Source organism: Streptomyces sp. NPDC020807, assembly GCF_040641575.1.
Classification (GTDB): Bacteria; Actinomycetota; Actinomycetes; order Streptomycetales; family Streptomycetaceae; genus Streptomyces.
In genome coordinates this window covers 35,939-60,445 of the sequence record NZ_JBFADU010000026.1, presented here as the reverse complement: position 1 = coordinate 60,445, position 24,507 = coordinate 35,939, and the positions used below count along the sequence as shown (strand labels likewise).

The 24,507-nt window shown below is 73.6% G+C and carries 20 protein-coding genes; 13 read left to right on the top strand and 7 right to left on the bottom strand.

Annotated elements, in window-relative coordinates:
• Positions 1-36: 36 nt before the first annotated feature.
• Positions 37-945, top strand: coding sequence for a LysR family transcriptional regulator (locus AB0G79_RS28090; RefSeq protein ID WP_360811206.1), 909 nt, complete (start codon positions 37-39; stop codon positions 943-945).
• A 64-nt stretch (positions 946-1,009) separates the two neighbouring features.
• Here AB0G79_RS28090 and AB0G79_RS28085 read toward each other — a convergent pair whose 3' ends face one another.
• Positions 1,010-2,743: a serine hydrolase domain-containing protein gene (locus AB0G79_RS28085; protein WP_360811259.1), complete on the bottom strand. Its 1,734-nt coding sequence runs from the start codon at positions 2,741-2,743 to the stop codon at positions 1,010-1,012.
• Positions 2,744-2,810: 67 nt separating this feature from the next.
• On the opposite strand from AB0G79_RS28085, the gene AB0G79_RS28080 reads away from it, so the two are divergent.
• The 4 genes from AB0G79_RS28080 to AB0G79_RS28065 all read left to right on the top strand — a co-directional run bounded on the left by AB0G79_RS28080 (position 2,811) and on the right by AB0G79_RS28065 (position 7,470).
• A complete protein-coding gene (locus AB0G79_RS28080) occupies positions 2,811-3,923 on the top strand; it encodes a nitronate monooxygenase family protein (RefSeq protein WP_360811204.1) in 1,113 nt (370 codons plus the stop codon).
• Complete coding sequence (locus AB0G79_RS28075; RefSeq protein ID WP_360811202.1) at positions 3,920-5,488, top strand: acyl-CoA synthetase; 1,569 nt, start codon at positions 3,920-3,922, stop codon at positions 5,486-5,488. The genes AB0G79_RS28080 and AB0G79_RS28075 overlap by 4 nt, the downstream gene beginning before the upstream one ends.
• 85 nt (positions 5,489-5,573) lie before the next feature.
• A complete protein-coding gene (locus AB0G79_RS28070) occupies positions 5,574-6,671 on the top strand; it encodes an ionic transporter y4hA (protein ID WP_360811200.1) in 1,098 nt (365 codons plus the stop codon).
• 28 nt (positions 6,672-6,699) lie between these two features.
• Complete coding sequence (locus AB0G79_RS28065; RefSeq protein ID WP_360811198.1) at positions 6,700-7,470, top strand: amidohydrolase family protein; 771 nt, start codon at positions 6,700-6,702, stop codon at positions 7,468-7,470.
• Here AB0G79_RS28065 and AB0G79_RS28060 read toward each other — a convergent pair.
• Positions 7,460-9,856 (bottom strand): penicillin acylase family protein, encoded by a 2,397-nt coding sequence (locus AB0G79_RS28060; protein WP_360811196.1) that lies wholly within the window; start codon positions 9,854-9,856, stop codon positions 7,460-7,462. The genes AB0G79_RS28065 and AB0G79_RS28060 overlap by 11 nt on opposite strands.
• Before the next feature lie 157 nt (positions 9,857-10,013).
• On the opposite strand from AB0G79_RS28060, the gene AB0G79_RS28055 reads away from it, so the two are divergent.
• Positions 10,014-11,546 (top strand): fatty acyl-CoA synthetase, encoded by a 1,533-nt coding sequence (locus tag AB0G79_RS28055; RefSeq protein ID WP_360811194.1) that lies wholly within the window; start codon positions 10,014-10,016, stop codon positions 11,544-11,546.
• A gap of 4 nt (positions 11,547-11,550) precedes the next feature.
• On the opposite strand, the gene AB0G79_RS28050 is transcribed toward AB0G79_RS28055, so the two are convergent.
• Positions 11,551-11,931, bottom strand: coding sequence for a VOC family protein (locus tag AB0G79_RS28050; RefSeq protein ID WP_360811192.1), 381 nt, complete (start codon positions 11,929-11,931; stop codon positions 11,551-11,553).
• 23 nt (positions 11,932-11,954) lie between these two features.
• Positions 11,955-13,241 carry a phenylacetate--CoA ligase PaaK gene (gene paaK / locus AB0G79_RS28045; RefSeq protein ID WP_360811257.1) on the bottom strand — a complete coding sequence of 429 codons (1,287 nt, stop codon included), beginning with the start codon at positions 13,239-13,241 and terminating at the stop codon, positions 11,955-11,957.
• Between the two features lie 190 nt (positions 13,242-13,431).
• Here paaK and AB0G79_RS28040 point away from each other — a divergent pair, with 190 nt between their 5' ends.
• From AB0G79_RS28040 to AB0G79_RS28025, 4 genes are read left to right on the top strand one after another with little or no spacing between them, the layout of a single operon-like run.
• Entirely contained in the window at positions 13,432-14,661 is a 1,230-nt protein-coding gene (locus tag AB0G79_RS28040; protein ID WP_360811190.1) for a cytochrome P450, read from the top strand.
• A gap of 16 nt (positions 14,662-14,677) precedes the next feature.
• A complete protein-coding gene (locus AB0G79_RS28035; RefSeq protein WP_360811188.1) occupies positions 14,678-15,256 on the top strand; it encodes a cupin domain-containing protein in 579 nt (192 codons plus the stop codon).
• Positions 15,253-16,464, top strand: coding sequence for a cytochrome P450 (locus tag AB0G79_RS28030; RefSeq protein ID WP_360811186.1), 1,212 nt, complete (start codon positions 15,253-15,255; stop codon positions 16,462-16,464). The genes AB0G79_RS28035 and AB0G79_RS28030 overlap by 4 nt, the downstream gene beginning before the upstream one ends.
• A 44-nt stretch (positions 16,465-16,508) precedes the next feature.
• Positions 16,509-17,336: a GNAT family N-acetyltransferase gene (locus tag AB0G79_RS28025; protein WP_360811184.1), complete on the top strand. Its 828-nt coding sequence runs from the start codon at positions 16,509-16,511 to the stop codon at positions 17,334-17,336.
• On the opposite strand, the gene AB0G79_RS28020 is transcribed toward AB0G79_RS28025, so the two are convergent.
• Positions 17,337-18,191, bottom strand: coding sequence for an NAD(P)H-binding protein (locus tag AB0G79_RS28020; RefSeq protein WP_360811182.1), 855 nt, complete (start codon positions 18,189-18,191; stop codon positions 17,337-17,339). It lies immediately after the preceding gene.
• A gap of 108 nt (positions 18,192-18,299) precedes the next feature.
• Between AB0G79_RS28020 and AB0G79_RS28015 the strand changes: the two genes are divergently transcribed.
• On the top strand, positions 18,300-19,265 hold the full coding sequence (locus AB0G79_RS28015) for an AraC family transcriptional regulator (RefSeq protein ID WP_360811180.1): 966 nt from the start codon (positions 18,300-18,302) through the stop codon (positions 19,263-19,265).
• 38 nt (positions 19,266-19,303) lie between these two features.
• Here AB0G79_RS28015 and AB0G79_RS28010 read toward each other — a convergent pair whose 3' ends face one another.
• A complete protein-coding gene (locus AB0G79_RS28010) occupies positions 19,304-20,140 on the bottom strand; it encodes a pentapeptide repeat-containing protein (RefSeq protein ID WP_360811178.1) in 837 nt (278 codons plus the stop codon).
• A gap of 83 nt (positions 20,141-20,223) precedes the next feature.
• Here AB0G79_RS28010 and AB0G79_RS28005 point away from each other — a divergent pair, with 83 nt between their 5' ends.
• The gene (locus tag AB0G79_RS28005; protein ID WP_360811176.1) at positions 20,224-21,756 is read left to right on the top strand and encodes an alpha/beta hydrolase; all 1,533 of its coding nucleotides are present in this window, start codon (positions 20,224-20,226) and stop codon (positions 21,754-21,756) included.
• Positions 21,757-21,837: 81 nt separating this feature from the next.
• Here AB0G79_RS28005 and AB0G79_RS28000 read toward each other — a convergent pair whose 3' ends face one another.
• Entirely contained in the window at positions 21,838-23,466 is a 1,629-nt protein-coding gene (locus AB0G79_RS28000) for an acyl-CoA synthetase (protein ID WP_360811174.1), read from the bottom strand.
• 161 nt (positions 23,467-23,627) lie between these two features.
• On the opposite strand from AB0G79_RS28000, the gene AB0G79_RS27995 reads away from it, so the two are divergent.
• Complete coding sequence (locus tag AB0G79_RS27995) at positions 23,628-24,428, top strand: crotonase/enoyl-CoA hydratase family protein (RefSeq protein ID WP_360811172.1); 801 nt, start codon at positions 23,628-23,630, stop codon at positions 24,426-24,428.
• Positions 24,429-24,507: the final 79 nt, after the last annotated feature.

The following is a 24,507-nucleotide window of genomic DNA, read 5'->3' as shown; positions in this document are numbered from 1 at the left end:
GCGGGAGCAGGCCCCGGCGCCTGCGAAAATAGGAACATGATCGAAGCGCGGCGGTTGCACATCCTCCGAGCGGTGGCCGACCACCGTACGGTCACGGCGGCGGCCGCCGCGCTGTATCTCACCCCCTCCGCCGTCTCCCAGCAGCTCGCCGCCCTGGAGCAGGAGACGGGTCACCGGCTCGTCGACCGCAGCGCGCGCGGCGCCCGTCTCACCCCGGCCGGGGAGATCCTCCTCAGCCACGCCAACGCCGTCCTCGCCCAGCTGGAGCGGGCCGAGTCCGAACTCGCCGCGTACGGCTCCGGTGACGCCGGCACGGTCACGGTCGCCGCCTTCGCCACCGGCATCGGCCTCGTGGTCGCCCCCGCCATCCGCGCGCTCGCCGAGTCCGCGCCCGGCATCCGGGTGCGGGTCAGGGACGCGGAGGGCGACGAGAGCCTGCTCATGGTCCTCGACCGGCAGGTCGACGTGGCGGTCGCCGTCGAGTACCGGGGCGCGCCCGGCGAGGACGACGCCCGCCTCACCCGTCTCCCGCTCTACGCCGAGCCGTTCGACGCGATCCTGCCCCAGGGGCACCCCCTCGCCGGGGACGAGCGCATCGCGCTCGGCGACCTCGCCAAGGACACCTGGATCGGCCAGTCCACCGGCAACCCCTGCCACGACGTGACCGTCCTGGCCTGCGAGTACGCCGGGTTCGCGCCGACCTTCGCGCACGTCTCCGACGACTTCAGGGCCGTCGTCGCCCTCGCGACGGCCGGCGCGGGGGTGGCCCTCGTGCCGCGTTCGGCGCTGCGCGGGACGGACCTCTCCGGCGTCGAGATCCGGCCGGTGGACGGGGTCGCGCCGACGCGCCGGGTCTTCGCGGCCGTCCGCCGGGGGGCCGAGGAGCACCCCCTGATCAGCCCGGTCCTCGCCGCCCTGCGCAGGGCGGCGGAGCCGGCCGTCTGACCCCCGGACCCCGGTCGGTCCCGGACCCCGCTCGGTCTCAAACCCCGGTCGCTCCCGGGCTCCGTCAGTCCCCCGAGCGGGTCCAGCCCGCCGCCTCGACGCGTGATCCGTCCGTCGGCCGGTCGTCGTCGAAGACCGGCCGCCCGGCCGCGTTCAGGAGCCGCAGCCCGTCGACGTACACCCCGCGCCCGACGTACCGCCCGCCGGTCGTGTACCGCCAGCGGAGCCGTACGGGACCCGGGTGCGTCCCACCGAGCGGTGCGTCCACCCCGTACCAGACCCGCTCCGACCAGCCGCCGACCGTGCCCGACGGGTGCGGGGTCGGCCGCGCCCCCGGGCGTACGGTCGTGAAGGGCACCGGCCGCCACGACTCCCCGCCGTCCGCGGAGACTTCGAGCGCCACCGCGTCCCCGGCCGCCGTGTCCCACCACAGCGCGCAGTTCAGCCGGGTGGCCCCGGGCACCCGGGGGAGAGTGAGGAGGGCGGTGGTGTCCCGGGCCATCCCGGAGAACCAGGGGGTGGCCGTACGGCTCCGCTCCGACCGCACCGGTACGGCCCGGGCCAGGGCGTCGGCGGCGGCGACCCGCGGCGCGGAGCCGGAGCGCCAGGAGCGCACGGGGTGGACGGAGTTGCCGAGGACGACCAGGAAGGTGTCGGTGGTCGGGTCGAGGACGAGGCTGGTTCCGGTGAAGCCGGTGTGGCCGGCCGAGCGCGGGGTGGCGAGGGCGCCCATGTACCAGCGCTGGTCGAGTTCGAAGCCGAGGCCGTGGGCGTCGCCGGGGAAGGCGGCGTTGGCGTTGGTGAACATGAGCTCGACGGAGGCGGGGGAGAGGATGCGGGCCGGGCCGTGGGCCCCGTCGTCGAGGAGGGTGCGGGCGAGGATCGCGAGGTCCCAGGCGCAGGAGAAGACCCCGGCGTGGCCGGCGACCCCGTCGAGGCCGTGGGCGTTCTCGTCGTGGACCTCGCCCCGCACCATGCCCCGGTCCAGTCCCGACCAGGGAGGCCGGGCGTCCTCGGTGGCGGCGATCTCCGGCCGCCACGAGAGCGGTGGACGGAAACGCGTGCGGCGCATCCCGAGCGGAGCGGTGATCTCGTCGTGGAGCAGGTCGTCCAGACCGCGAGCGGTGATCTCCTCCAGGATCAGCTGAAGAGCGAAGAGGTTCAGGTCGGAGTAGACGTACGCCGAGCCCGGCGCGTGCACCGGGACCTCCTCCCACAGCAGCCTCAGCTTCCCCTCCCGTGTCGGCGCCTCGTACAGCGGGATCCACGCCCGGAACCCCGAGGTGTGCGTCAGCAGCTGACGGACCGTGACCTCGTGCTTCCCGCCGCCCCCGAACTCCGGCAGGTACGCGGTGACCCGCGCCTCCAGGTCCAGGGCCCCGCGCTCGATCTGCTGCACCGCGAGCACCGCCGTGAACAGCTTCGACACCGACGCCAGGTCGAAGACGGTGTCGGCGGTCATCGGGACCCGCCGCTCCGGCGGCAGCTCGACGCCCGTGTCCGTCCCCTCGTCGTACGCCGCGTACCGCACCGCCCAGCCGATCGCCCGGTGCAGCGCCACCGTGTCCCCGCGCCCCGCGAGCAGCACGGCTCCCGCGTACCAGGGGTGGGTGGGCGAGGGCCCGAGGAAGCGTTCCGCCTCCGTGACGAGCCGCTCCAGGTGGGCCGGGAGCAGCCCGGCCTCCTCGGCGGAGCCGTACCGCAGGGTTCTCGTCCGCCGCGTCACACCCGTACCTCCCGCCGATTCCGCCTCCGTGTCCCACGCCCACCCTTCCCCATCCCGGAGCGCGGGGAAAATCGAATAATCTGACGCAGCATCAGAAAATCTCTTCCCTCCACCGCGCCGCTGCGGCATCCTGCCGCCCATGAAGACGGAGCTGAGTCGCACACTGGGGATCGAGCACGCCATCTTCGGCTTCACGCCCTTCCCCGCGGTGGCCGCAGCCCTCACCAGGGCCGGCGGATTCGGAGTACTCGGCGCGGTCCGCTACACCGCGCCCGACGACCTCGCCCGGGACCTCGACTGGATGCAGGAGCACACGGACGGGCTGCCCTACGGCCTCGACGTCGTGATGCCCGCGAAGAAGGCGGTCGAAGGGGTCACCGAGGCCGAGATCGAGGCCATGATCCCCGAGGAGCACCGCGCGTACGTCCGCGCGACCCTCGCCAAGCACGGCGTGCCCGAGCTCGCCGAGGGCGAGGCCTCCGGCTGGCGGATCACCGGCTGGATGGAGCAGGTCGCCCGCAGCCAGCTCGACGTGGCCTTCGACTACCCGATCAAACTGCTCGCCAACGCCCTGGGCTCCCCGCCGCCGGACGTCGTCGCCCGCGCCCACGACCACGGCGTCCTCGTCGCGGCACTCGCCGGAAGCGCCCGCCACGCCCGCCACCACGCCGAGGCGGGCATCGACATCGTCGTCGCCCAGGGGTACGAGGCCGGCGGCCACACCGGCGAGATCGCCTCCATGGTCCTCACGCCCGAGGTCGTCGAGGCCGTCTCCCCGCTCCCGGTCCTCGCCGCCGGCGGCATCGGCAGCGGCGAGCAGATCGCCGCCGGACTCGCCCTCGGCGCCCAGGGCGTCTGGCTCGGTTCGCTCTGGCTCACCACCACCGAGGCCGAGCTCCACTCCCGCGCCCTCACCGCCAAGCTCCTCGCCGCCGGATCCGGTGACACCGTCCGCTCCCGGGCGCTCACCGGCAAGCCCGCCCGGCAGCTCCGCACGGAGTGGACCGACGCCTGGGACGACCCGTCGGGCCCCGGCGCGCTCCCGATGCCGCTCCAGGGGCTCCTGGTCGCCGAGGCCGTCTCCCGTATCCAGAAGTACGAGGTCGAGCCGCTGCTCGGCACCCCCGTCGGCCAGATCGTCGGGCGCATGAACTCCGAGCGCAGCGTCCAGGAGGTCGTCGACGAGCTCACGCGCGGCTTCGAGAAGGCCGTCGACCGCATCAACCGCATCGCCGGACGGAGCGAGCAGTGACCGCAGCATCAGCGAGCCAGGCGGCCCCCGCCGGATTCTGGGCCCAGGCCGCCGCCGACCCGGGCCGTACGGTCCTGGTCGCGCCCGACGGCGAGGAGTGGACGGCCGGCCGGCTGCACACCGCGGCCAACCGCCTCGTCCACGGCCTGCGCGCGGCGGGCCTGGAGCGCGGCGACGCCTTCGCCGTCGTCCTGCCCAACGGGCCCGAGTTCTTCACGGCCCATCTCGCCGCCACCCAGGCCGGGTTCTACCTCGTCCCCGTCAACCACCACTTCGTCGGCCCCGAGATCGCCTGGATCGTCGCCGACTCCGGCGCCAAGGTCCTCATCGCCCACGAGCGCTTCGCCGAGGCCGCCGGGCTCGCCGCCGACGAGGCCGGACTCGACGCGGCCGGCCGCTACGCCGTCGGGTCGATCCCGGGCTTCCGCCCGTACGGCGAACTCCTCGACGGCCAGGACGGTTCCGCCCCCGCCGACCGCACGCTCGGCTGGGTCATGAACTACACCTCGGGCACCACGGGCCGCCCCCGCGGCATCCGCCGTCCGCTGCCCGGCAGGCTCCCCGAGGAGACCCCCCTCGGCGGTTTCCTCGGCATCTTCGGCATCCGGCCCGGCGAGGGGAACGTCCACCTCGTCTGCTCGCCGCTCTACCACACGGCCGTCCTCCAGTTCGCCGCCGCCGCCCTCCACATCGGCCACCCGCTCGTCCTGATGGACCGCTGGGCGCCGGAGGAGATGCTGCGGCTCATCGACCGGTACGCCTGCACCCACACGCACATGGTCCCCACCCAGTTCCACCGCCTGCTCGCCCTCCCCGAGGAGGTGCGCGAGCGGTACGACGTGAGCTCGATGCGCCACGCCATCCACGGGGCCGCACCCTGCCCCGAGCACGTCAAGCGGGCCATGATCGAGTGGTGGGGCCGCTGTGTGGAGGAGTACTACGCGGCCAGCGAGGGCGGCGGCGCCTTCGCCACCGCCGAGGAGTGGCTGAAGAAGCCCGGCACCGTCGGCCGCGCCTGGCCCATCAGCGAGCTCGCCGTCTTCGACGACGACGGCAAGCGGCTGCCGCCCGGCGAACTCGGCACCGTCTACCTGAAGATGAACACCGGCGGCTTCCGCTACCACAAGGACGAGGCGAAGACCGCCAAGAACCGCATCGGGGACTTCTTCACCGTCGGAGACCTCGGCGTCCTCGACGAGGACGGCTACCTCTTCCTCCGCGACCGCAAGATCGACATGATCATCTCCGGTGGGGTCAACATCTACCCGGCCGAGATCGAGGCCGCGCTCCTCGCCCACCCGGCCGTCGCCGACGCCGCCGCCTTCGGCATCCCGCACGCCGACTGGGGCGAGGAGGTCAAGGCGGTCGTCGAGGCGGCCGAGGGGTACGAGCCGGGGCCCGAGCTCGCCGCCGCGATCCTCGCCCACAGCGCCGACCGGCTCGCCGGCTTCAAGCGCCCGAAGTCCGTCGACTTCGTCGCGACCATGCCCCGCGACCCCAACGGCAAGCTCTACAAGCGCCGTTTGCGCGACCCGTACTGGGAGGGCCACGAGCGGCCGCTCTGACGCAGCCACCGTTTCGCCACCGGCCCGCCACCCATGCCCCGGTGGCGAAACGGCCCAAACTGCCCTATGTGGCAGTATGCGAACCATGAGTTCGAGCACGGCGACATTGACACGGCAGTGGACCACCTGGGGGCCGGTGGTGGCCGCCCTTGCCCTCGGCGTGGCCTGGGGGCGCGACCTCCCGGGCTTCGCCGTCGTCCTCATCGCGGCCTGTCTCATCGCCGCCGTGCTCGCCGCCGTCCACCACGCCGAGGTCATCGCGCACCGCGTCGGCGAGCCCTACGGCTCGCTCGTCCTCGCCGTCGCCGTCACCGTCATCGAGGTCGGACTGATCGTCAGCCTCATGGCGGGCGGCGGCGAGAAGACCGCGACCTACGCCCGCGACACCGTCTTCGCCGCCGTCATGATCACCTGCAACGGCATCGTCGGCCTCTCCCTCCTCGTCGCCGCGCTCCGCAACCGCACCGCCGTCTTCAACGCCGAGGGCTCCGGCGGCGCCCTCGCCACCGTCTGCACCCTCGCGACGATGACCCTCGTCCTGCCGACCTTCACCACGAGCCACCAGGGGCCGGAGTTCTCCCCCGCCCAGCTCGCCTTCGCCGCCGTCGCCTCGATCTGTCTCTACGGGGTCTTCGTCGCCGTCCAGACCGTCCGGCACCGCGACTACTTCCTCCCCGTGGAGCGCCCGGGCCAGGAGTCCGAGGACGACCACGCCGACCCGCCGGGCGACCGCGAGACCTGGGCCAGCCTCGGCCTGCTCCTCCTCGCCCTCGTCGCCGTCGTCGGCAACGCCAAGCTGATCTCGCCGACCATCGAGGACGGCGTCCAGTCCGCCGGCCTGCCGAAGGCGGTCGTCGGCGTCGTCATCGCCCTCCTCGTCCTGCTCCCCGAGACCCTCGCGGCGGTCCGCGCCGCCCGCCGGGACCGCGTACAGACCAGCCTCAACCTCGCGTACGGCTCCGCCATCGCCAGCATCGGCCTGACCATCCCGGCGATCGCACTCGCGTCGATCTGGCTCTCCGGCCCCCTCGTGCTCGGCCTCGGCGCGCTCCACATGGTGCTGCTCGCCCTCACCGGAGTGGTGAGCGCCCTGACCGTGGTGCCCGGCCGTGCCACGCTCCTCCAGGGCGGCGTCCACCTCGCCATCTTCGCCGCCTTCGTGTTCCTGTCGTTCAGCCCCTGACCGGGCCGGCCGGGGGCAGACTGGCCGGATGACCGACCGCCGCCCCTTCTTCGACGCCCACTTCCACGTGGTCGACCACCGCTTCCCGCTGTACGAGAACGACGGCTTCCTGCCGGGGGAGTTCACCGTCGACGACTACCGGCAGCGCACCGCCGCGCTGCGCGTCGTCGGCGGTGCGGTCGTTTCCGGCTCCTTCCAGCGCTTCGACCAGGGCTACCTGCTCGCCGCGCTCGCGCGGCTCGGACCGGGCTTCGTCGGCGTCACCCAGATCCCGCACGACCTCCCCGACGAGGACGTCGTCCGGCTCGCCGAGGGCGGGGTGCGCGGCGTCCGGTTCAACCTCCGGCGGGGCGGCTCGGCGGACGCCGCGCACCTGGAGACACTGGCCCGCCGCGTCCACGACCTCGCCGGAATGCACACCGAGCTGTACGTCGACGCCCGCGACCTGCCCGACCTGGCCGGCACCCTGGCCGCGCTGCCCTCCGTCAGCATCGACCACCTCGGCCTGCACGCGGAAGGACTGCCGCACCTCCTCGCCCTGGTCGAGAGGGGCGTACGGGTGAAGGCGACCGGCTTCGGCCGGGTGGACCTGGACGTCCCGGCGACCGTCCGGGCGATCCTGGACGCCGACCCCACCGCCCTGATGGCCGGTTCGGACCTGCCGTCCACCCGCGCCCGCCGCCCCTTCGCCGACGCCGACCTCGACCTCCTCGCGGACACGGCGGACCGCCACGCCGACGCGGTGCTCCACGACAACGCGGCGGCCTTCTACCGGATCGCCCCGGCCGTCAGGGCCTGACGACCACCACCCTCAGCGCCGGCGAGCGCATGATGTCCTTCTCGCAGAAGCGCGAGGTCACCCAGCGCCCGGCGGAGTACAGACGCGTCTGGTCGCCGTAGTGGGGCGAGGCCGGGTTCGAGGACTGGGAGTACGAGAGCAGGGTGCGCGCCACCGGGCACCGACTGCCGTCCCAGCCCACCGCCTGCACGTGGCTCGTCCCGTGGGCGACCTCGACGTAGCCGCCGCCCGCCGCGTTCCACACGGGCTCCGTCTTGTTCCAGACGCCCAGGGACTCCGTCCCGCCGCTCACCGGGACGCGTTCCCCGCCGCGCACGACGAACTGGTGGGCGCCCAGCGGCGCGTCGAGCGGGATGCCCGCCGCCCGCAGCTCCGCCACCGCGTCCGCGAGGGCCTTCGCGAAGCCAGGCGCCGCCGTGTTCACGCTGTGCGGGGTATGGACCGGGTCGGCCGCCGAGAACGGCACCCTCCACTGGTCGGCCGGCTTGACCGCCTCGGTGAACCTCCGCCAGAAACGGTCGAAGAGCAGGGCGCCCCTGCTGTCCGCGTTCACCGTCCGGTCCCAGCCGACGAGCACCCGGCACGCCTCCGGGTCGTCCGGAAGAGCGGCCGGGCAGGCCGCCGCCACGTCGGCCGCCGCCAGGTCACCGGCGGGCACCCGGTTCGCGAACTGCTGCCGCTGGAGGTCCGCCACCGTCAGCCCGCCGCGCCCGGCCATCGCCGTCACGTCCTCGACGCCGCCCCGGGTGCGCAGCGACCGCTGGCTCCCGATCGTCCCGAAGATCCGCTCGTAACCGGTGAGCGGCCGGTCGGCGTTGGTCAGCCAGGCGCTGTCGTTGGAGTTCTCGACGTACGGCGTGTCCCGGAGCACCGGCATCCGCGCGGGCCCGAAGGTGCCCGGCTGGACCGCGTCCGGGTCCGAGCCGAGCGCGCAGTCGCCGCGCGAGCCGTCGAGGACGGCGACGCCCGAGGCCGGGTAGGTCGCCCTGCCGAGCGGGGTCGAGCAGCGCCGGTCGAGCTCGTCGGTGATCCGGGGGAGCACCTGCGACTGGCTGAAGTACGACCGCCCGTCGGAGTCCGCCGCGATCGTGTTGACCCAGGGCAGACCCTGGGTGCGCCGCAGCGTCTCCGCTACGTCGTCCGTGGAGCGCGACCGCGCGAAGCCGAGCGCGGTGTCGGAGCCGCGCAGGTTGGCCGCGTTGGGGTCGTTCAGCGCGTACGCCGTGGTGGTCGTCCACGGCAGCGGGAGCTGCGCCCCGAGGCCGCCGACGACGGGGCCGTACCGCGTCCACCACTGCGTACGGGTGACGGTCCCGCCGCCCTTGACCGGCACGGTCACCGTCCGCGGGGTCATCCGCTCGGGGGCACCGTCCACCAGGTAGGCGGTCGGGTCGCCGGGCACGAGCGCCAACTGGTGCAGGTTGAGCGGGACTCCGGTCGCGACGGTGTGGCTCCAGGCCACCTTGTCGTTGAAACCGATGTTGACGACGGTGGTGCCGAGCAGCGAGGCGCCGGAGACGTTCAGCTCGCCCGGGATGGTCTGCTGCGACTGCCAGAAGCGGCGGCCGCCGTGCCACGGGTAGTGGGGGTTGCCGAGGAGGAGGCCGCGGCCGTTCGCCGTGGTGGTGCCGGAGAACGCGACGGCGTTGGAACCCATCGTGGCGTTCTCGGCGGAGAACAGCTCGCGGGCGGCCTCTGCCGTGCGGGCGGGGTCGGGTGCGGGGGCCGCGGCCGGCGCGGCCGTCGTCGGCGGCTTCGCCGTCGTGATGCCGTCGGCCGCCCGCCCCTGTCCGCCGAGGACCGAGACCGCGAACCCGCGACGGGCCACGTCGAGGGCGGTCACCGGCCGGACCCAGTCGGCGCCCGCGCAGGCGGGGTCGGTCACCCGGTTCTTCCGCAGCCAGGCGTTGTAGCCGGCCGCCCAGCCGCGCATCAGCTCCTTGAGGTCCCCGCTCGGGCCCGCCGGGGCCGGGGTCGCGAGCAGCCCTTCGACGGTCCCGGCGTCCTTGACGCCGCGGAAGAACAGGTCGCTGGAGAGGTTCGTGGTGGCCGAGGAGAGCGAGCCGTCGGGGGCGGCCGCGGGGCCGAAGTACCGCGAGCGTTCGCCGTTGACGGTCAGGAAGCCGTCGGCGAGCACGCACACCTGGTCTGCGGCCTGCGCCCAGCCCGTGCCGAACCCCAGGTTCGCGTAGTCGCGCGCCACGATGTGCGGGATGCCGTACTCGGTGTACCTGATGACGGCCGACAGGCCGCGGTCGGAGGGGTGTCGGCCCAGGTCGTCCCGGTCGCCGGAGTCGGCCGCCGCCGCACCGGGCAGGGTGGCGACGACCGCGGCGAGGGCCGCGCCGGTGAGCGCCAGGCGTTTGAGACGGGTACCAAGGTGCAAGGTGACTCCCAACGGACGGTGGAGCACTGCGGGTCGGACCATGCACGCAGCCGCACACCCCCCTTGTCAACATCCCGTTCGGTATCCGAGGTCGGAGCATGTACGCGCTGGTGCACGGTACTTGACCCCCGGCCCGGCGCCCCTGAGGATCACCGGCATGGAACGACTCCTCAGCAGCACCGTCGACGGCGTCCTGCGCACGAGCGCCCGGCGCGTCCCCGACCGGACCGCCGTCCGGTACGCGGACCGCGCCTGGACGTACGCCGAGCTCGACGCGGCCGTCTCCGCCGCCGCGGCCGTCCTGCGGGAGCCGCGCCACGGCCACGGCCTGCCCCCGGGGGCCCGCGTCGCCGCCTACGGCCACAACTCCGACGCCTACCTGATCGCGTTCCTCGCCTGCTCGCGCGCCGGCCTCGTCCACGTGCCCGTCAACCACCACCTGACCGGCGAGGACCTCACGTACCTCCTGGAGCAGTCCGGCGCCTCGCTCGTCCTCGCGGACCCCGCCCTCGGCGGCCGCGTCCCCGACGGATTCGCCGTCAGGCCCCTGCGGGACGCGCCCGGGTCGTTCCTCGACGCGATCGCGGTCGCGGCCGCGGAAACGGACCCGGACGCGGCGGCGGAGGCGTACGACACCGACCCCCGCGACTGCGTCCAGCTGCTCTACACCTCGGGCACGACCGCCCTCCCGAAGGGCGCCGTGATGTCCCACCGCGCGCTCGTCCACGAGTACGCGAGCGCCGTCGAGGCCCTCGACCTCACCGAGGACGACCGGCCGGTGCACGCGCTGCCGCTCTACCACTCGGCGCAGATGCACGTCTTCCTGCTGCCGTACCTCGCCGTCGGCGCCGAGAACACGATCGTCGGGGCCCCCGACCCGGCCGGGCTCTTCGACCTGGTCGAGGCGGGGCGCGCGGACAGCTTCTTCGCCCCTCCGACCGTCTGGATCGCCCTCGCCAACCACCCCGAGTTCGCGGCCCGCGACCTGTCCGCGCTGCGCAAGGCCTTCTACGGGGCCTCGATCATGCCCGTACCCGTCCTGGAGCGCCTGCGGGCCCGGCTGCCCGGGCTCCGCTTCTCCAACTGCTTCGGGCAGTCCGAGATCGGCCCCCTCGCCACCGTCCTCGGCCCCGACGAGCACGAGGGCCGGATGGACTCCTGCGGCCGTCCCGTCCGGCACGTCGAGGCGCGGGTCGTCGACGAGAAGGGCGTGGACGTGCCCGACGGCACCCCCGGCGAGATCGTCTACCGTTCGCCGCAGCTGTGCGACGGGTACTGGGGAAAGCCGGAGGAGAGCGCGGAGGCCTTCCGGGGCGGCTGGTTCCACTCCGGTGACCTCGCCGTCCGCGACGCCGAGGGCTACCTCACCATCGTCGACCGGGTGAAGGACGTCATCAACTCGGGCGGCGTCCTCGTCGCCTCACGCCAGGTCGAGGACGCCCTCTACACCCACGGCGGGGTCGCCGAGGTGGCCGTCGTCGGCCTCCCCGACGAGCGGTGGATCGAGGCGGTCACCGCCGTCGTCGTCCCGCGCGGGGACGTCACGGAGGCCGAACTCCTCGCCCACGCACGGGAGAAGCTCGCCCGCTTCAAGGCCCCGAAGCGGGTCCACTTCGTCGAGGCGCTGCCCCGTAACGCCAGCGGCAAGATCCTCAAGCGCGAGCTGCGGGACCGCTTCGGGAACCGGTGAGCCGTCAGCCTCCCAGCTCCTGCACGACGCAGAGGATGTTGCCCTCACTGTCCTTGAACCAGGCGCCGCGCATGGTGTCCGATTCGACCACGCCGTCGACCGTCTTGATGCCCGGAAGGTCGTACTCCTCGAACGTGACGCCCTTGGAGCGGAGCTCCTTCATCTCGGCGTCGAGGTCGGCGACCTTCCAGCTCGCCAGGGTGTGGTCGGCCTGGCCGCCGTAGGGGGTCTCGTAGAGTCCGATCGTGGTGCCCCCGCACTCGTACCGGGTGTCCTCGGCCGATTCCCTGGTGAGCGGGAGGCCGAGGGTCTCGGAGTAGAAGCGCTTGGCCCGGGTCATGTCGTTGACCGGGATGATCGCGGCGATGGGGGAGTCAGACAGCATTGCAACCACCTCCTCCCTCCAGGCTACGCGCCGCGGAGGTCCACGATCCGTCTGATCTTGCCGACCGAGCGCTCCAGGGTCCCGGGGTCGACCACCTCGACCCCGACGGAGACGCCGATGCCGTCCTTGACCGCCGCCGCGACGGCCCGGGCGGCCTCCTCGCGCTCCGCGCCCGTCGCGTCCGGACGCGCCTCCGCCCGTACGGTCAGGGCGTCGAGCCGGCCCTCGCGGGTGAGGCGGAGCTGGAAGTGCGGGGCGACGGCCGGCGTCCGGAGGACGATCTCCTCCACCTGGGTGGGGAAGAGGTTCACCCCGCGCAGGATGATCATGTCGTCGCTGCGACCCGTCACCTTCTCCATGCGCCGGAAGACGCGCGCGGTCCCGGGAAGCAGCCGGGTCAGGTCGCGGGTCCGGTAGCGGACGACCGGCATGGCCTCCTTGGTGAGCGAGGTGAAGACCAGCTCGCCCTCCTGGCCGTCGGGCAGCACCTCGCCGGTGAAGGGGTCCACGACCTCCGGGTAGAAGTGGTCCTCCCAGATGTGCAGGCCGTCCTTCGTCTCCACGCACTCCTGCGCCACGCCGGGGCCGATCACCTCCGACAGGCCGTAGATGTCGACCGCGTCGATCGCGAACCGCTCCTCGATCTCCGTGCGCATCGCCTCCGTCCACGGCTCGGCGCCGAAGACGCCCACCTTCAGGGAGGTCGAGCGCGGGTCCACGCCCTGCCGCTCGAACTCGTCGAGGAGCGTGAGCATGTACGAGGGGGTGACCATGATGATCTCGGGCTCGAAGTCCTGGATCAGCCGCACCTGGCGGGCCGTCATGCCGCCCGAGGCGGGGATCACCGTACAGCCGAGGCGCTCGGCGCCGTAGTGCGCGCCGAGGCCGCCGGTGAACAGGCCGTAGCCGTACGCCACATGGACCCTGTGACCCGGCCGCGCCCCGGCGGCGCGCAGCGAGCGGGCCACCACGTCGGCCCACACGGAGAGGTCGTTCTCGGTGTAGCCGACGACCGTCGGCCGGCCCGTGGTGCCGCTGGAGGCGTGCACGCGCCGGATCTCCGACCGGTCGACGGCGAACATGCCGAAGGGGTAGTGGTCGCGCAGGTCGGACTTGGCGGTGAAGGGGAAACGGGCCAGGTCCGCGAGGGTGCGGCAGTCGTCGGGGGAGAGGCCGGCGGCGTCGAAGGACCGCCGGTAGAAGGGCACGTTCTCGTACGCGTGCCGGAGGGTCGCGCGCAGGCGCTCCAGCTGGAGCGCCGCGAGCTCCTCGCGGTCGAGCCGTTCGCCGCTGTCGAGCAGATCGCTCAGATCCGGCATGTGCCGCTCCCTCGTCCCTGGCCTCTACACCAACCGATCATTCGGTTGATCCGCTGCGGGTCAGTAAATCCGCTCGAACCGGGGGTTTGGCAAGAGGTACGGAGCACCTTTCCCGGCGCATTCGGGCGAGTCGGGCCGCGACGGCGTGCGGCCCGCGCCGAAAAGGGACAGAAGTGTGGACATGCCTGCCACCGTCACCGACACCGCCGACACCGAGGACACCCCCCAGGTCCACTTCTGGGCCGTCCCCGACCTCACCGGCCTCGACTTCGACCCGCTGCTCGCCAAGCTGCTCCACGAGGACCCCGTGAGCCGGGTCCGCATGCCCAACGGCGAGGGGTACGCCTGGCTCGTCACCCGCTACGAGGACGTCAAGTTCGTCTCCGTCGACCCCCGCTTCAGCCGCCAGGCCGTCTGGGGCCGCTCCATCACCCGCGTCGCCCCCCACTTCATCCCCATGGAAGGCGCCGTCGGCTTCGCCGACCCGCCCGACCACACCCGCATGCGGCGCGTCGTCGCCCGCGCCTTCAGCGCCCGCGCCCTGAACGCGCTGCGCGACCACGCCCAGGACGTCATGGACCGGCTCCTCGACCGCGTCGAGGAACACGGCGCCCCCGCCGACCTCATGGAGCTGGTCAACCGCCCCTTCCCGCTCGCCATGGTCAGCGAGCTCATGGGCGTGCCCGAGGAGGACCAGCCGCTCATGGCCCGCTGGTCCGACACCATCATCTCGGCCGCCGCCGGCCGCGAGGCCAGCGAGCGGGCCAAGGCCGAGATGGGCGCGTACTTCACCGAGCTCATCGGCCGCAGCCACGGCACCGGCAGGGAGACACTCGTCGCCGTCCTCGCCGACGCCGTCGACGAGGAGACCCTCACCGAGCACGAGGCCGTCGGACTCGCCGTCCTCATCCAGATCGGCGGCGCCCACGCCGTCCGCAACAACAGCGCCAACATGGTGTACGCGCTCCTCACCCACCCCGAGCACCTCGCCCGCCTCCGCGCGGAACCCGCGCTGGTCCCGCAGGCCGTCGACGAACTCCTCCGCTACATCCCGCACCGCAACGCCGTCGGCCTCTCCCGCATCGCGACCGAGGACGTCGAGGTCGGCGGCGTCACCATCCCCGCCGGAGACCCGGTCTACGTGTCCTACCTCACCGCCAACCGCGACCCCGAGGTCTTCCCCGCGCCCGAACGGCTCGACTTCGACCGGGAGTACAACCCCCACGTCGCCTTCGGCCACGGACCCCACTACTGCCCCGGCTCCGCCCTCGCCCGCATCGAGTCCGAGATCCTCGTCGAGTCCCTCTGGACCCGCTTCCCCGACCTCCGCCTCGCCGTCCCCGAGGAGGAGCTCCGCTGGCAGCGCGGCGCCCTCATCCGGGGCCCCGAGACCCTGCCCGTCACCTGGTGAGAGGAGCCCGTACGCCATGACCGTCACCGCCATCGGCCCGCGCGGCGGCCTCGTCGTGCCTCCCGGCCACGGCAAGGTCGTCGCCTCCGCCGCCCAGCACGTCACCTTCAAGGTGACCGGCGAGCACTCCCGTACCGCCTCCACCTTCGAGGTCCTCGTCCCGCCCGGCTTCGACGTCGGCGCCCACGCCCACGGCCACAGCGAGGAGCTCTTCTACGTCCTGGACGGCGAACTCGACGTCCTCGCCTTCGAACCGCTCGTCCGCACCAGGGACAGCTGGCGCGACTGGGAGTCGGCCTCGGGACAGCGCGCCGTCCGCGCCACCCCCGGCACGCTGATCCTCGTCCCGCCCGGCTGCCCGCACGCCTTCGCCAACCCGACCGGCGACCCCGTCCGCATGCTCTTCCAGGCCTCCCCACCGCCCGACCACGAGCGGTACTTCGAGGAACTCATGGAGATCCTCGCCGCGGCGGGACCCGGCGGGGACGTCGACCACGAGGCCGTCGCACGGCTCCGGATCCGGTACGACATCGACCAGATCACCCCCCTCCGGCACGACACCGGTGTCCGCCAGGAGACGACCCCCACGCCATGAGCAGCCCAGAGAACCACGGCCCGGTCGTCCACGACTGGGCCGTGACCGCGCTCCCCGGCACCGCCTTCGACCCCTTCCCCCACCGGCTCCTGCGCGAGGAACCCGTCGCCCGTGTCCGCCTCGCCCACGGCGAGGGTCACGCCTGGCTCGTGACCCGCTACGAGGACGTGCGACGGGTCGCCTCCGACCCGCGCCTGAGCCGCGCCCTCACCGTCGGCCGCCCCATCACCAGCACGACCCCGCACACCCTCGCCCCCGCCGGCGGCGTGGGACGCGCGGACCCGCCCGACCACACCCGGCTCCGCAAGCTCATCGCCCCCACCTTCGGCCGCCGCCGCATGACCGCCCTGCGCGAGCACACCCGGCGCGAGGCCGACCGCCTCGCCCTGCGCACCCTCGATGCGGGCCCGCCCGCCGACCTCGCCGAGACGTTCGTCGGCCCGCTCGCCGCCTCCGTCATCGTCGGCCTCCTCGGCGTCCCCGCCGCCGACCTCGACCGCGTCGAACGCTGGCGCGCCGGACTCCTCTCCCACGACACCACCCTCCCCGAGGGCGAGTCCGTCAAGAAGGAGATCGCCGGGTACTTCGCCGACCTCGCCCGCCACCGCGCCCGGCACCCGGGCGACGACCTGGTGAGCGAGCTCGCCGCCGCCCGCGCCGCCGGCGGCATCAGCACCCCCGAGCTCGTCTCGATGTCCGTCATGCTCACCCTCAACGGCCTCGACGCCGTACGGAACATCGTGGCCACCATGGTGTACGTGCTCCTCGTCCACCCCGAGCAGACGGCGAAGCTCCGCGCCGACCCCGACCGCCTGCCCCGGGCCGTCGACGAACTCCTCCGCTACATCCCGCAGCGCAACGGCGTCGGCATGCCCCGCGTCGCCACCGCGGACGTCGAGATCGGCGGCGTCACCGTCCGGGAGGGCGAGGCCGTCCACGTCTTCTACCCGGCCGCCAACCGGGACCCCGCCGTCTACACCGACCCCGACCGGCTCGACCTCGACCGCGACGAGGCCCCGCACCTCGCCTTCGGGGCCGGCGCCCACTACTGCGCGGGAGCCCAACTCGCCCGCATGGAAGCCGAGGTGATGCTCTCCACGGTGCTCGCACGCTTCCCCGGCCTGGCCCTCGCCACCGATCCGGAAAGCGTCGGATGGCGGCGGGGAAGCGTCAACCGCGGACCGGTCGCCCTGCCCGTCACCTGGTGAAAAACCAGTTGGCGGTGAGCGGACGGGGTGCTGGAGTGGGCGCAATGGAACCCACTTCACTTCGTGACCTGTACGACCGCCAGCTGCGCCGCGACGCCCGCCCCGACGGCCCCGGCTGCCGGGTCGAGCGCGTCGGCGACGTCGTCCGGCAGACCGGACCCGCGCACGCCTGGAACGGCGTGCTCTGGTCCGGCCTCGACGCCCACGTCGACCACGATGCCGACGCCGCCCATGCCGCCCAGGGCGCCGACGCCGGCTCACGGGCCGACGCGGCCATCGCCGAGCAGATCGCCCACTACGAGGCCAGGGGACTGGCCTTCGAGTGGAAGCTGTACGGGCACGACGGCCCCGCCGACCTCGCCGAGCGGCTCCTCGCGGCGGGCTTCGTCGCCGAGGACTCCGAGACCCTCCTCGCCCACGAGGCCTCCGCCGTCGCGGAGCACGTACCGCTCCCCGAGGGCGTCGAGCTGCGCGCGGTCACCGACGAGGCCGGCGTACGCCAGGTGGTCGAGGTCCACGACCGGGCCTTCGGCAAGGACAGCTCGCACATCGGCCGCCAGCTCCTCGACCGGCTCGCCGCCGACCCCGACACCGTCACCGCCGTCGTCGCCCTCGCCGACGGCGAACCCGTCAGCGCGGCCCGCCTCGAACTCGTCCCCGGCACCGACTTCGCCGGCCTCTGGGGCGGCGGCACGGTCGAGGCCTGGCGCGGACGCGGCCTCTACCGCGCCCTCGTCGCCCACCGCGCCCGCATCGCGGCGGAACGCGGCCACCGGTACGTCCAGGTCGACGCGGCCGAGACCAGCCGCCCGATCCTCCAGCGCCTCGGCTTCGTGACCCTGTCGACGACGACGCCGTACGTGTACTCCTGATCAGCCGTGCCAGACGCCGGTGACGGCGGTCCGCCGCACGTAGTCGGCGAAGCCCCGGGGCTCACGGCCGAGCGCGCGCTGCACGCCGTCGGCGAGCTCGGCGAACCGGTTCTCCCTGATCCAGCCGAAGAGCAGGTTCAGGAGCTCGACGAAGTCCCCGGGCAGGCCGTGGGCCTCGCCGAAGGCGGTGAACTCGGGCGGCGAGACGGGCCGGTAGGCGACGTCCCGGCCGGTGGCGCGGGCGATCAGCTCCGCGACGGCGCCCATGCTCAGCAGGTCGGGCCCGGACAGCTCGTAGGCCTCCCCGGCATGCCCGGACCCGGTGAGGGCGGCCACGGCGACCTCCGCGATGTCGTCGGCGTCGACGAAGGGTTCGAGCCCGTCCCCCGCAGGGAGGACGAGCTCGCCGTCCAGCAGCTGCCGCCGGAAGTAGCCCTCCTCGCTGAAGTTCTGCGTGAACCACGCCGGCTTGAGGAGCGTCCACTCCGCGCCCGACTCCCGCACCGCGCGCTCGCAGGGCAGCTTCTCCTCACCCTCGGCCGGCACCCAGCCGCGGTGGGACAGCAGCACCAGGCGCTCCACCCCGCGCTCCGCCGCGAGCTTCGCGAACGCGGCCATCGACACGTCCGCGTCCTCGCGGAGCGAGTCGACCAGATAGGCCGCGCCGACGCCGTCGAGCACCGGCTCCCAGGTGTTCTCGTCGTGCCAGTCGAAGCGGGCGGGGCCCGAGGCGCCCCGGGACGCCGCCCGCACCTCGTGACCGCGGTGCCGTAGCAGGGAGGTCACCCGCCGTCCCGTCTTGCCCGAGCCCCCCAGGACCAGGATCTCGTTCCGCTGTGTCCGTGTCGTCGTCATGTCCTCCATCCAACGGGGACCGGATGAGCGGCGGAATGGCAGATCCGCTCAGATCGATGTCCGAGCGTCCAGAGGTGTGTCGGCGAGACACCCCCTAGGCTCGGAGGGATGGACCCCCTCGCGAGCCTCCTCCACGAAGTACGGTCCGACGGCGCCCTGTTCAGCCGGAACATCGTGACCGCGCCCTGGTCGGTCCGGTTCGCCGTCGGCACCCCCGTCTCCGCCGTCACCATGCTGCGCGGCTCGGGCTGGCTCGTCCCCGGCGACGCCGATCCGGTCGAGCTCGGCCGCGGCGACGTCGCGGTCGTCTCCGGGACCGAACCGTTCACCGTCGCCGACGACGCCCGCGCCACGGCGGCCCCGTTCTACGTCGCCCACCGCGACGGATGCACCACCGCCGACGGGGAACCCCTCGACGACGGCGTCCACCTCGGCCCCCGCACCTGCGGGAACGGCCCGGACGGCCTCGACGGCCCGAACGTCCTGCTCACCGGCAGCTACCAGGTCGACGGCCGGGTGTCCGAGCGCCTGCTCGGCGGCCTTCCCCGCGTCCTCGTCGTCCGCCGGGACGACGACCGCCACGGCGGGCTCGGCCCGGTCCTCGGCCTCACCGACCTGGAGATCGGCCGCGACGAACCCGGACAGCAGGCCGTCCTCGACAGGCTCCTCGACCTGCTGCTGCTCTCCACGCTGCGGGAGTGGTTCTCCCGCCCGGACACCGATCCGCCGGCCTGGTACCGGGCGCTCGGCGACCCCGTCGTCGGCCGCGCCCTCCGCCTGCTCCACGACCGGCCCGCGCACCCGTGGACCGTCGGCGAACTGGCCGGGGCGACCGGCGTCTCCCGCGCCACCCTCGCCCGCCGGTTCACCGACCTGGTCGGCGAACCGCCCATGACCTACCTGACCGGCTGGCGCCTCGGCCTCGCCGCAGACCTGCTCGCCCGCAGCGACGCCACGGTGGAGACGGTGGCCCGACGGGTCGGGTACCGCAGCGCGTTCGGCCTGAGCGTGGCGTTCAAGCGCGTGTACGGGACACGGCCGAGCCACCACCGCACGGTGGCCCCCAGGGCGTGAACGCCCCGCGACCCCGGCCATGATCCGCCGGACACGCCCTAAGCCGTCCAGTGCGCGGGACGCGCGAAGCCCTCCGGGAGACGGGTCGCCGCGTCGCCGCGCGCCGAGTTCAGCTGAGGCTGCGTGAGGAACAGCGCACCGGTCAGGTCCGCCCGCGACAGGTCCGCGTCCCGCAGGTCCGCGCCGATGAGGTCGGTCAGCGTCAGGTCGGCCCCCGACAGGTCGGCGGCGATCAGGAGCGCACCGCGCAGGTCGGCGCCCCGCAGCTTCGCGCCGCGCATCCGCTTGCCGATCAGGTCGGCCCCGCGACGGCTCTGCGGCTTCCCGCCGGCCGTCGCCCGGACCAGCTCGCTCGTCCGCAGCAGGAGGGGGTTCACCTGGGCCCGTACGGGAGTCACGTCGAGCTCCTCCAGCGCGTCGGGCGTCCCGCCGGTCAGCGCCTCGACCCGGTCGTACGCGGCTCGCAGATCGCCCGCGAGCGGGCGCGCGGCGGGCCGGTCGAGGGCCTCGCCGAGGTACCGGAGCAGCTCGTGGAGCTGGCGGACGACCGGGAAGACCTCGTACATCTGCCGGGCCGTCTCCGGAGCCTCCCGCCAGGACACCCCGCCGAACGTCACCTGCGAGACCCGCTGGCCTGCGCCGAAGCAGTCGTACACGGTGCAGCCCTGGAAACCGCTCGGCCGCAGCCTCGTGTGGATGCCGCAGCGGAAGTCCTCCCGGAGGTTCCGGCAGGGCTCGCCCGAGGACTTGTTCACGGCGAAGTCGGCCGACTTCGCGAAGGGGAGCGCCACACAGCACAGACCGAAGCAGTTGGCGCAGTCGCCGACGAGGGCGATTTCCCGGGTCTCGGGCACGGCGGAACGGTTCCTTCGCATGTCGGGGACGGTCCGCCCACCGTATCGCGCTCTCCGGGAAACCCGATGGCGAAGATCATCGGGCGCGGGGGAGGATCGACCGCATGCCGCACTTCACCACGTACGACGGGACCCCCCTCGCCTACCGGACCCTGGGCGAGGGTACGGGGGATCCGCTGATCTGCCTGCCCGGCGGTCCGATGCGCGAGGCCGCGTACCTCGGGGACCTCGGCGGGCTCGCCGCCCACCGCGCCCTCGTCCTGCTCGACCTCCGGGGGACCGGGGCGAGCGCGGAGCCCGCCGACCCCGCCACGTACCGCTGCGACCGGCAGGTGGAGGACGTCGAGGCGCTCCGCGCCCACCTCGGCCTGGACCGGATCGACCTCCTCGGCCACTCCGCCGGGGGCAACCTGGCGACGCTCTACGCCGCCGCCCACCCCGAGCGGGTCCGCTCCCTCGTCCTCGTCACCTCCCTCGCCCGCGCGCTCGGGATCACCACCACCGACGAGGAGTGGGACGCCTCCGTCGAGATCTTCGCCGGGGAACCGTGGTACGCGAAGGCCCGCGCCGAGCTCGACGCGATCGACGACGACACCCCGCAGGCGCGCGTCCTGGAGATCACTGCGCCGTTCGCGTACGGCCGCTGGGACGAGGGGGCCAGGGCGCACGCGGCGCGCGGAGCCGGGGAGACGAACGGGCGGGCCGCCGCCGCCTTCCACGGCGAGGGCGCCTACACCCCGGACGAGACCCGCCGCGCGCTCGCCGCGCTCACGGCGCCCGTCCTCGTCCTGGCGGGGGAGTACGACGCCGGGCCCACCCCCGCCCACGCGGCGGAGCAGGCGGCCCGCTTCCCGCACGCCGAACAGCGCACGCTCCCCGGAGCCTCCCACTTCCCGTGGATCGACGACCCCGAGACCTTCGTCCGCGAGGTCACCGCCTTCCTCGACCCCGAGATCCGCACGCTCGCCGTGAACGGCGTACGCCTCGCCTACCGTGTGTACGGCTCCGAGTCCGCGGCCCCGCCCGTGGTCCTGGTCCACGGCCGCGGCGAGAACGGCGCGGGCTGGCGGGGGATCGCCGAGGCGCTCGCCGAGCACCACCGGGTGTACGTCCCCGACCTGCGCGGCCACGGACTCAGCGACCGCACGGGCGGCTACGGCTTCGCCGACTTCCGCGACGAACTCGGCGGCTTCCTGCGCGCACTCGGCCTCGGCGGCGCCACGGTCGTCGCCCACTCCATGGGCGGCGGAGCCGCATACCTCCTGGCCCAGCGGGAACCGGACCTGATCGGCCGCCTCGTCCTGGAGGAGCCCCCGGCCTTCGTCCCCCTGGACCCGCCCCGCCCGGTGGCGGCCCGCCCCGACACCCCGCCGCCGTGCGACTGGGAGGTCGTCACGACCACCGACGCCGAGCTGAACACCCCCGACCCGGCGTGGCGCGCGGACGCCCACCGGATCACCTCCCCGGCCCTCGTCCTCGCCGGCGGCCCGACCAGCCACGTCCCGCAGGACCGGCTGGCGGAGCTGGCGGAGCGGATCCCGCACGCCCGGCTGGTCACGATCCCGGCCGGGCACACGATCCACGAGGCGGACCCGGCCGCGTTCCTGTCCGCGCTCCGCGAGTTCGGGCTCGGCTAGGGCCTGTCCGGCGGATCTGAGCCCCCGGCCGTGATGCGCCGGGCGGGACCAGGCCCCGCCGGGTCCCGCGGCACCGGGCGGTCACGCGCCGTCCCGGTCCGCCTCCACCGCCACCGTGCGGGCCCAGCGGTAGTCCGCCTTGCCGCTGGGGGAGCGCTGGATGGCGTCGGCCAGGACCAGTTGGCGGGGGATCTTGTAGCCGGCGAGGTGGGTGCGGCAGTGGGCCTGGAGGGCGTCCAGGTCCATCGGCGGCGCGTCCGGGCGGAGTTGGACTACGGCGGCGACGTGGTTGCCCCAGCGGGCGTCGGGGACACCGGCGACCAGGGCGTCGTACACGTCGGGGTGGGACTTGAGCGCCTGCTCCACCTCCTCCGGGTAGACCTTCTCGCCGCCCGTGTTGATGCACTGGGAGCCGCGGCCGAGGACCGTGACGATGCCCTCCTCGTCGACGGTCGCCATGTCACCGAGCAGCACCCACCGCACGCCGTCCTTCTGGAAGAAGGTCTCGGCGGTCTTCCCGGGGTCGTTGTAGTAGCCGAGGGGCACGTGGCCGCGCTGGGCGAGGCGGCCGATCTCGCCCGTCGCGACCGGCTCGTACGTGGCCGGGTCGACGACCTGGGTGCGCTCGTTGACGTGCAGCCGGAACCCCTTCGCCGGGCCCGAGTCGTCGGTCGCGCGGCCGTTGGAACCGGATTCGGTGGAGCCGAAGTTGTTGAGGAGCAGCACGTTCGGCATGAGCCCCTGGAGCTGCGCCCGTACGGTCTCCGACATGATCGCCCCGGAGGACGACAGACTGAAGAGGTTCGACAGGTCGGTGTCCTTCTGCGGGCCGGCGAGGGCGTCCACGAGCGGGCGGAGCATCGCGTCACCGACCAGCGAGAGGCTGGAGACCTTCTCCTTCTCCAGGGTGCGCAGGACCTCCTCCGGCACGTACTTGCGGTGCAGGACGACCCGCTGGCCGTAGTCGAAGGCGATGAACGCCATCAGCAGGGAGGTGCCGTGCATCAGCGGCGGCGCGGGGAAGAAGGTGATGCCGGCACCGCCCGCGGCGACCCGCTCGGCCAGCTCCTCCGGGCGCTTCACCGGCTCGCCCGAGGGGTCCCCGCCGAAGAGGCCCGCGAAGAACAGGTCCTCCTGGCGCCACAGGACGCCCTTCGGCATGCCGGTGGTGCCGCCGGTGTAGATGATGAAGAGGTCGTCGGCGGAGCGCGGGCCGAAGCCCCGCTCGCGGGAGCCGGAGGCCTCGGCCTCGGTGAACGGCACGCAGTCGAGGGCGGGGGCGCCCTCGGGCGGGGTCCCCACCCGCACGAGGTGCCGCAGCTTCTCGGTGCGCGGGAGGGCGGCCGCGACCCGTTCCGTGAACTCGGCGTCGAAGACGAGCGCGGTGAGGTCGGCGTCCCGGTAGAGGTAGACCAGCTCCTCCTCGACGTAGCGGTAGTTCACGTTGACCGGAACGATCCGGGCCTTGAGGCAGGCGAGGACGGTCTGGAGGTACTCGATGCCGTTGTACAGGTGGATGCCGAGGTGCTCGCCGGGCCCGATGCCGGCCTCGACGAGGTGGTGGGCGAGGGCGTTGGCGGCGGCGTCGAGCTCGGCGTAGGTCAGCCGGCGTTCCTCACCCGTGCCCGGGTGGTCGACGTAGACCAGCGCCTCGCGGTCCGGGACCACGTCGACCACCGATTCGAACAGGTCGGCAAGGTTGTACTCCACCGTTCCTCCTGACCCCGGTTCACTGACGTGGCGGTCATTAGAGCGCCGACGGGCGGTGGGGGGAAGGGGGTGCGCAGAAGAATCTGACTGAGTGTCAGAAAACTATTGAACTGGACCCCCCACTCCTGCAACCTGTTCCAGAACTGGAGACGGGAGACCCCATGGGTGGCACCGAACACCTCGACGTACGGCGCGAAGGCGCCACGCTCGTCCTCACCTTGAACCGGCCCGACGCCAAGAACGCCCTCTCGCTGCCGATGCTGGTCGGCCTGTACGACGGCTGGCTGGAAGCCGACGCCGACGACGGCATCCGCTCCGTCGTCCTCACCGGGGCGGGCGGGGCGTTCTGCGCAGGCATGGACCTCAAGGCACTCGCCGGCAAGGGAATGGAGGGCGAGGGGTACCGCGAACGGCTGAAGGCCGACCCCGACCTGCACTGGAAGGCGATGCTCCGCCACCACCGCCCGCGCAAGCCGGTCATCGCGGCGGTCGAGGGGTACTGCGTCGCCGGCGGTACGGAGATCCTCCAGGGCACCGACATCCGCGTCGCGGGCGCGTCCGCGACGTTCGGGCTCTTCGAGGTCAGGCGGGGCCTCTTCCCCATCGGCGGCTCCACCGTCCGCCTGCCCCGGCAGATCGCGCGCACCCACGCCCTGGAGATGCTCCTCACCGGCCGTCCGTACTCCGCCGACGAGGCGGCCCGGATCGGCCTCGTCGGCCGTGTCGTCCCCGACGGCACGGCCCTGGACGCGGCCCTCGAGATCGCCGAACGCGTCAACGCGTGCGGGCCGCTGGCCGTCGAGGCCGTGAAGGCGTCCGTCTACGAGACGGCGGAGATGACGGAGACGGAGGGGCTCGCGGCGGAGCTGAAGCGGGGGTGGCCGATCTTCGACACGGCGGACGCGAAGGAGGGGGCGCGGGCGTTCGCGGAGAAGCGGCCGGCGGTGTACCGGCGGGAGTGAGGACCCCCCGCTGCGAGCTCAGCCCGCCCGGCGTTCGAGGGCAGGGCCGTCGGGCCGTACGGGGTCCGGCGGCTGCCCC

What these genes read in the sequence shown, in the direction of transcription:
- AB0G79_RS28090 (WP_360811206.1), top strand. Translation starts at nt 37, where the DNA reads ATGATCGAAGCGCGGCGGTTGCACATCCTCCGAGCGGTGGCCGACCAC.
- AB0G79_RS28080 (WP_360811204.1), top strand. Translation starts at nt 2,811, where the DNA reads ATGAAGACGGAGCTGAGTCGCACACTGGGGATCGAGCACGCCATCTTC.
- AB0G79_RS28070 (WP_360811200.1), top strand. Translation starts at nt 5,574, where the DNA reads ATGAGTTCGAGCACGGCGACATTGACACGGCAGTGGACCACCTGGGGG.
- AB0G79_RS28065 (WP_360811198.1), top strand. Translation starts at nt 6,700, where the DNA reads ATGACCGACCGCCGCCCCTTCTTCGACGCCCACTTCCACGTGGTCGAC.
- AB0G79_RS28055 (WP_360811194.1), top strand. Translation starts at nt 10,014, where the DNA reads ATGGAACGACTCCTCAGCAGCACCGTCGACGGCGTCCTGCGCACGAGC.
- AB0G79_RS28050 (WP_360811192.1), bottom strand. Translation starts at nt 11,931, where the DNA reads ATGCTGTCTGACTCCCCCATCGCCGCGATCATCCCGGTCAACGACATG.
- AB0G79_RS28040 (WP_360811190.1), top strand. Translation starts at nt 13,432, where the DNA reads ATGCCTGCCACCGTCACCGACACCGCCGACACCGAGGACACCCCCCAG.
- AB0G79_RS28035 (WP_360811188.1), top strand. Translation starts at nt 14,678, where the DNA reads ATGACCGTCACCGCCATCGGCCCGCGCGGCGGCCTCGTCGTGCCTCCC.
- AB0G79_RS28030 (WP_360811186.1), top strand. Translation starts at nt 15,253, where the DNA reads ATGAGCAGCCCAGAGAACCACGGCCCGGTCGTCCACGACTGGGCCGTG.
- AB0G79_RS28025 (WP_360811184.1), top strand. Translation starts at nt 16,509, where the DNA reads ATGGAACCCACTTCACTTCGTGACCTGTACGACCGCCAGCTGCGCCGC.
- AB0G79_RS28020 (WP_360811182.1), bottom strand. Translation starts at nt 18,191, where the DNA reads ATGACGACGACACGGACACAGCGGAACGAGATCCTGGTCCTGGGGGGC.
- AB0G79_RS28015 (WP_360811180.1), top strand. Translation starts at nt 18,300, where the DNA reads ATGGACCCCCTCGCGAGCCTCCTCCACGAAGTACGGTCCGACGGCGCC.
- AB0G79_RS28010 (WP_360811178.1), bottom strand. Translation starts at nt 20,140, where the DNA reads ATGCGAAGGAACCGTTCCGCCGTGCCCGAGACCCGGGAAATCGCCCTC.
- AB0G79_RS28005 (WP_360811176.1), top strand. Translation starts at nt 20,224, where the DNA reads ATGCCGCACTTCACCACGTACGACGGGACCCCCCTCGCCTACCGGACC.
- AB0G79_RS27995 (WP_360811172.1), top strand. Translation starts at nt 23,628, where the DNA reads ATGGGTGGCACCGAACACCTCGACGTACGGCGCGAAGGCGCCACGCTC.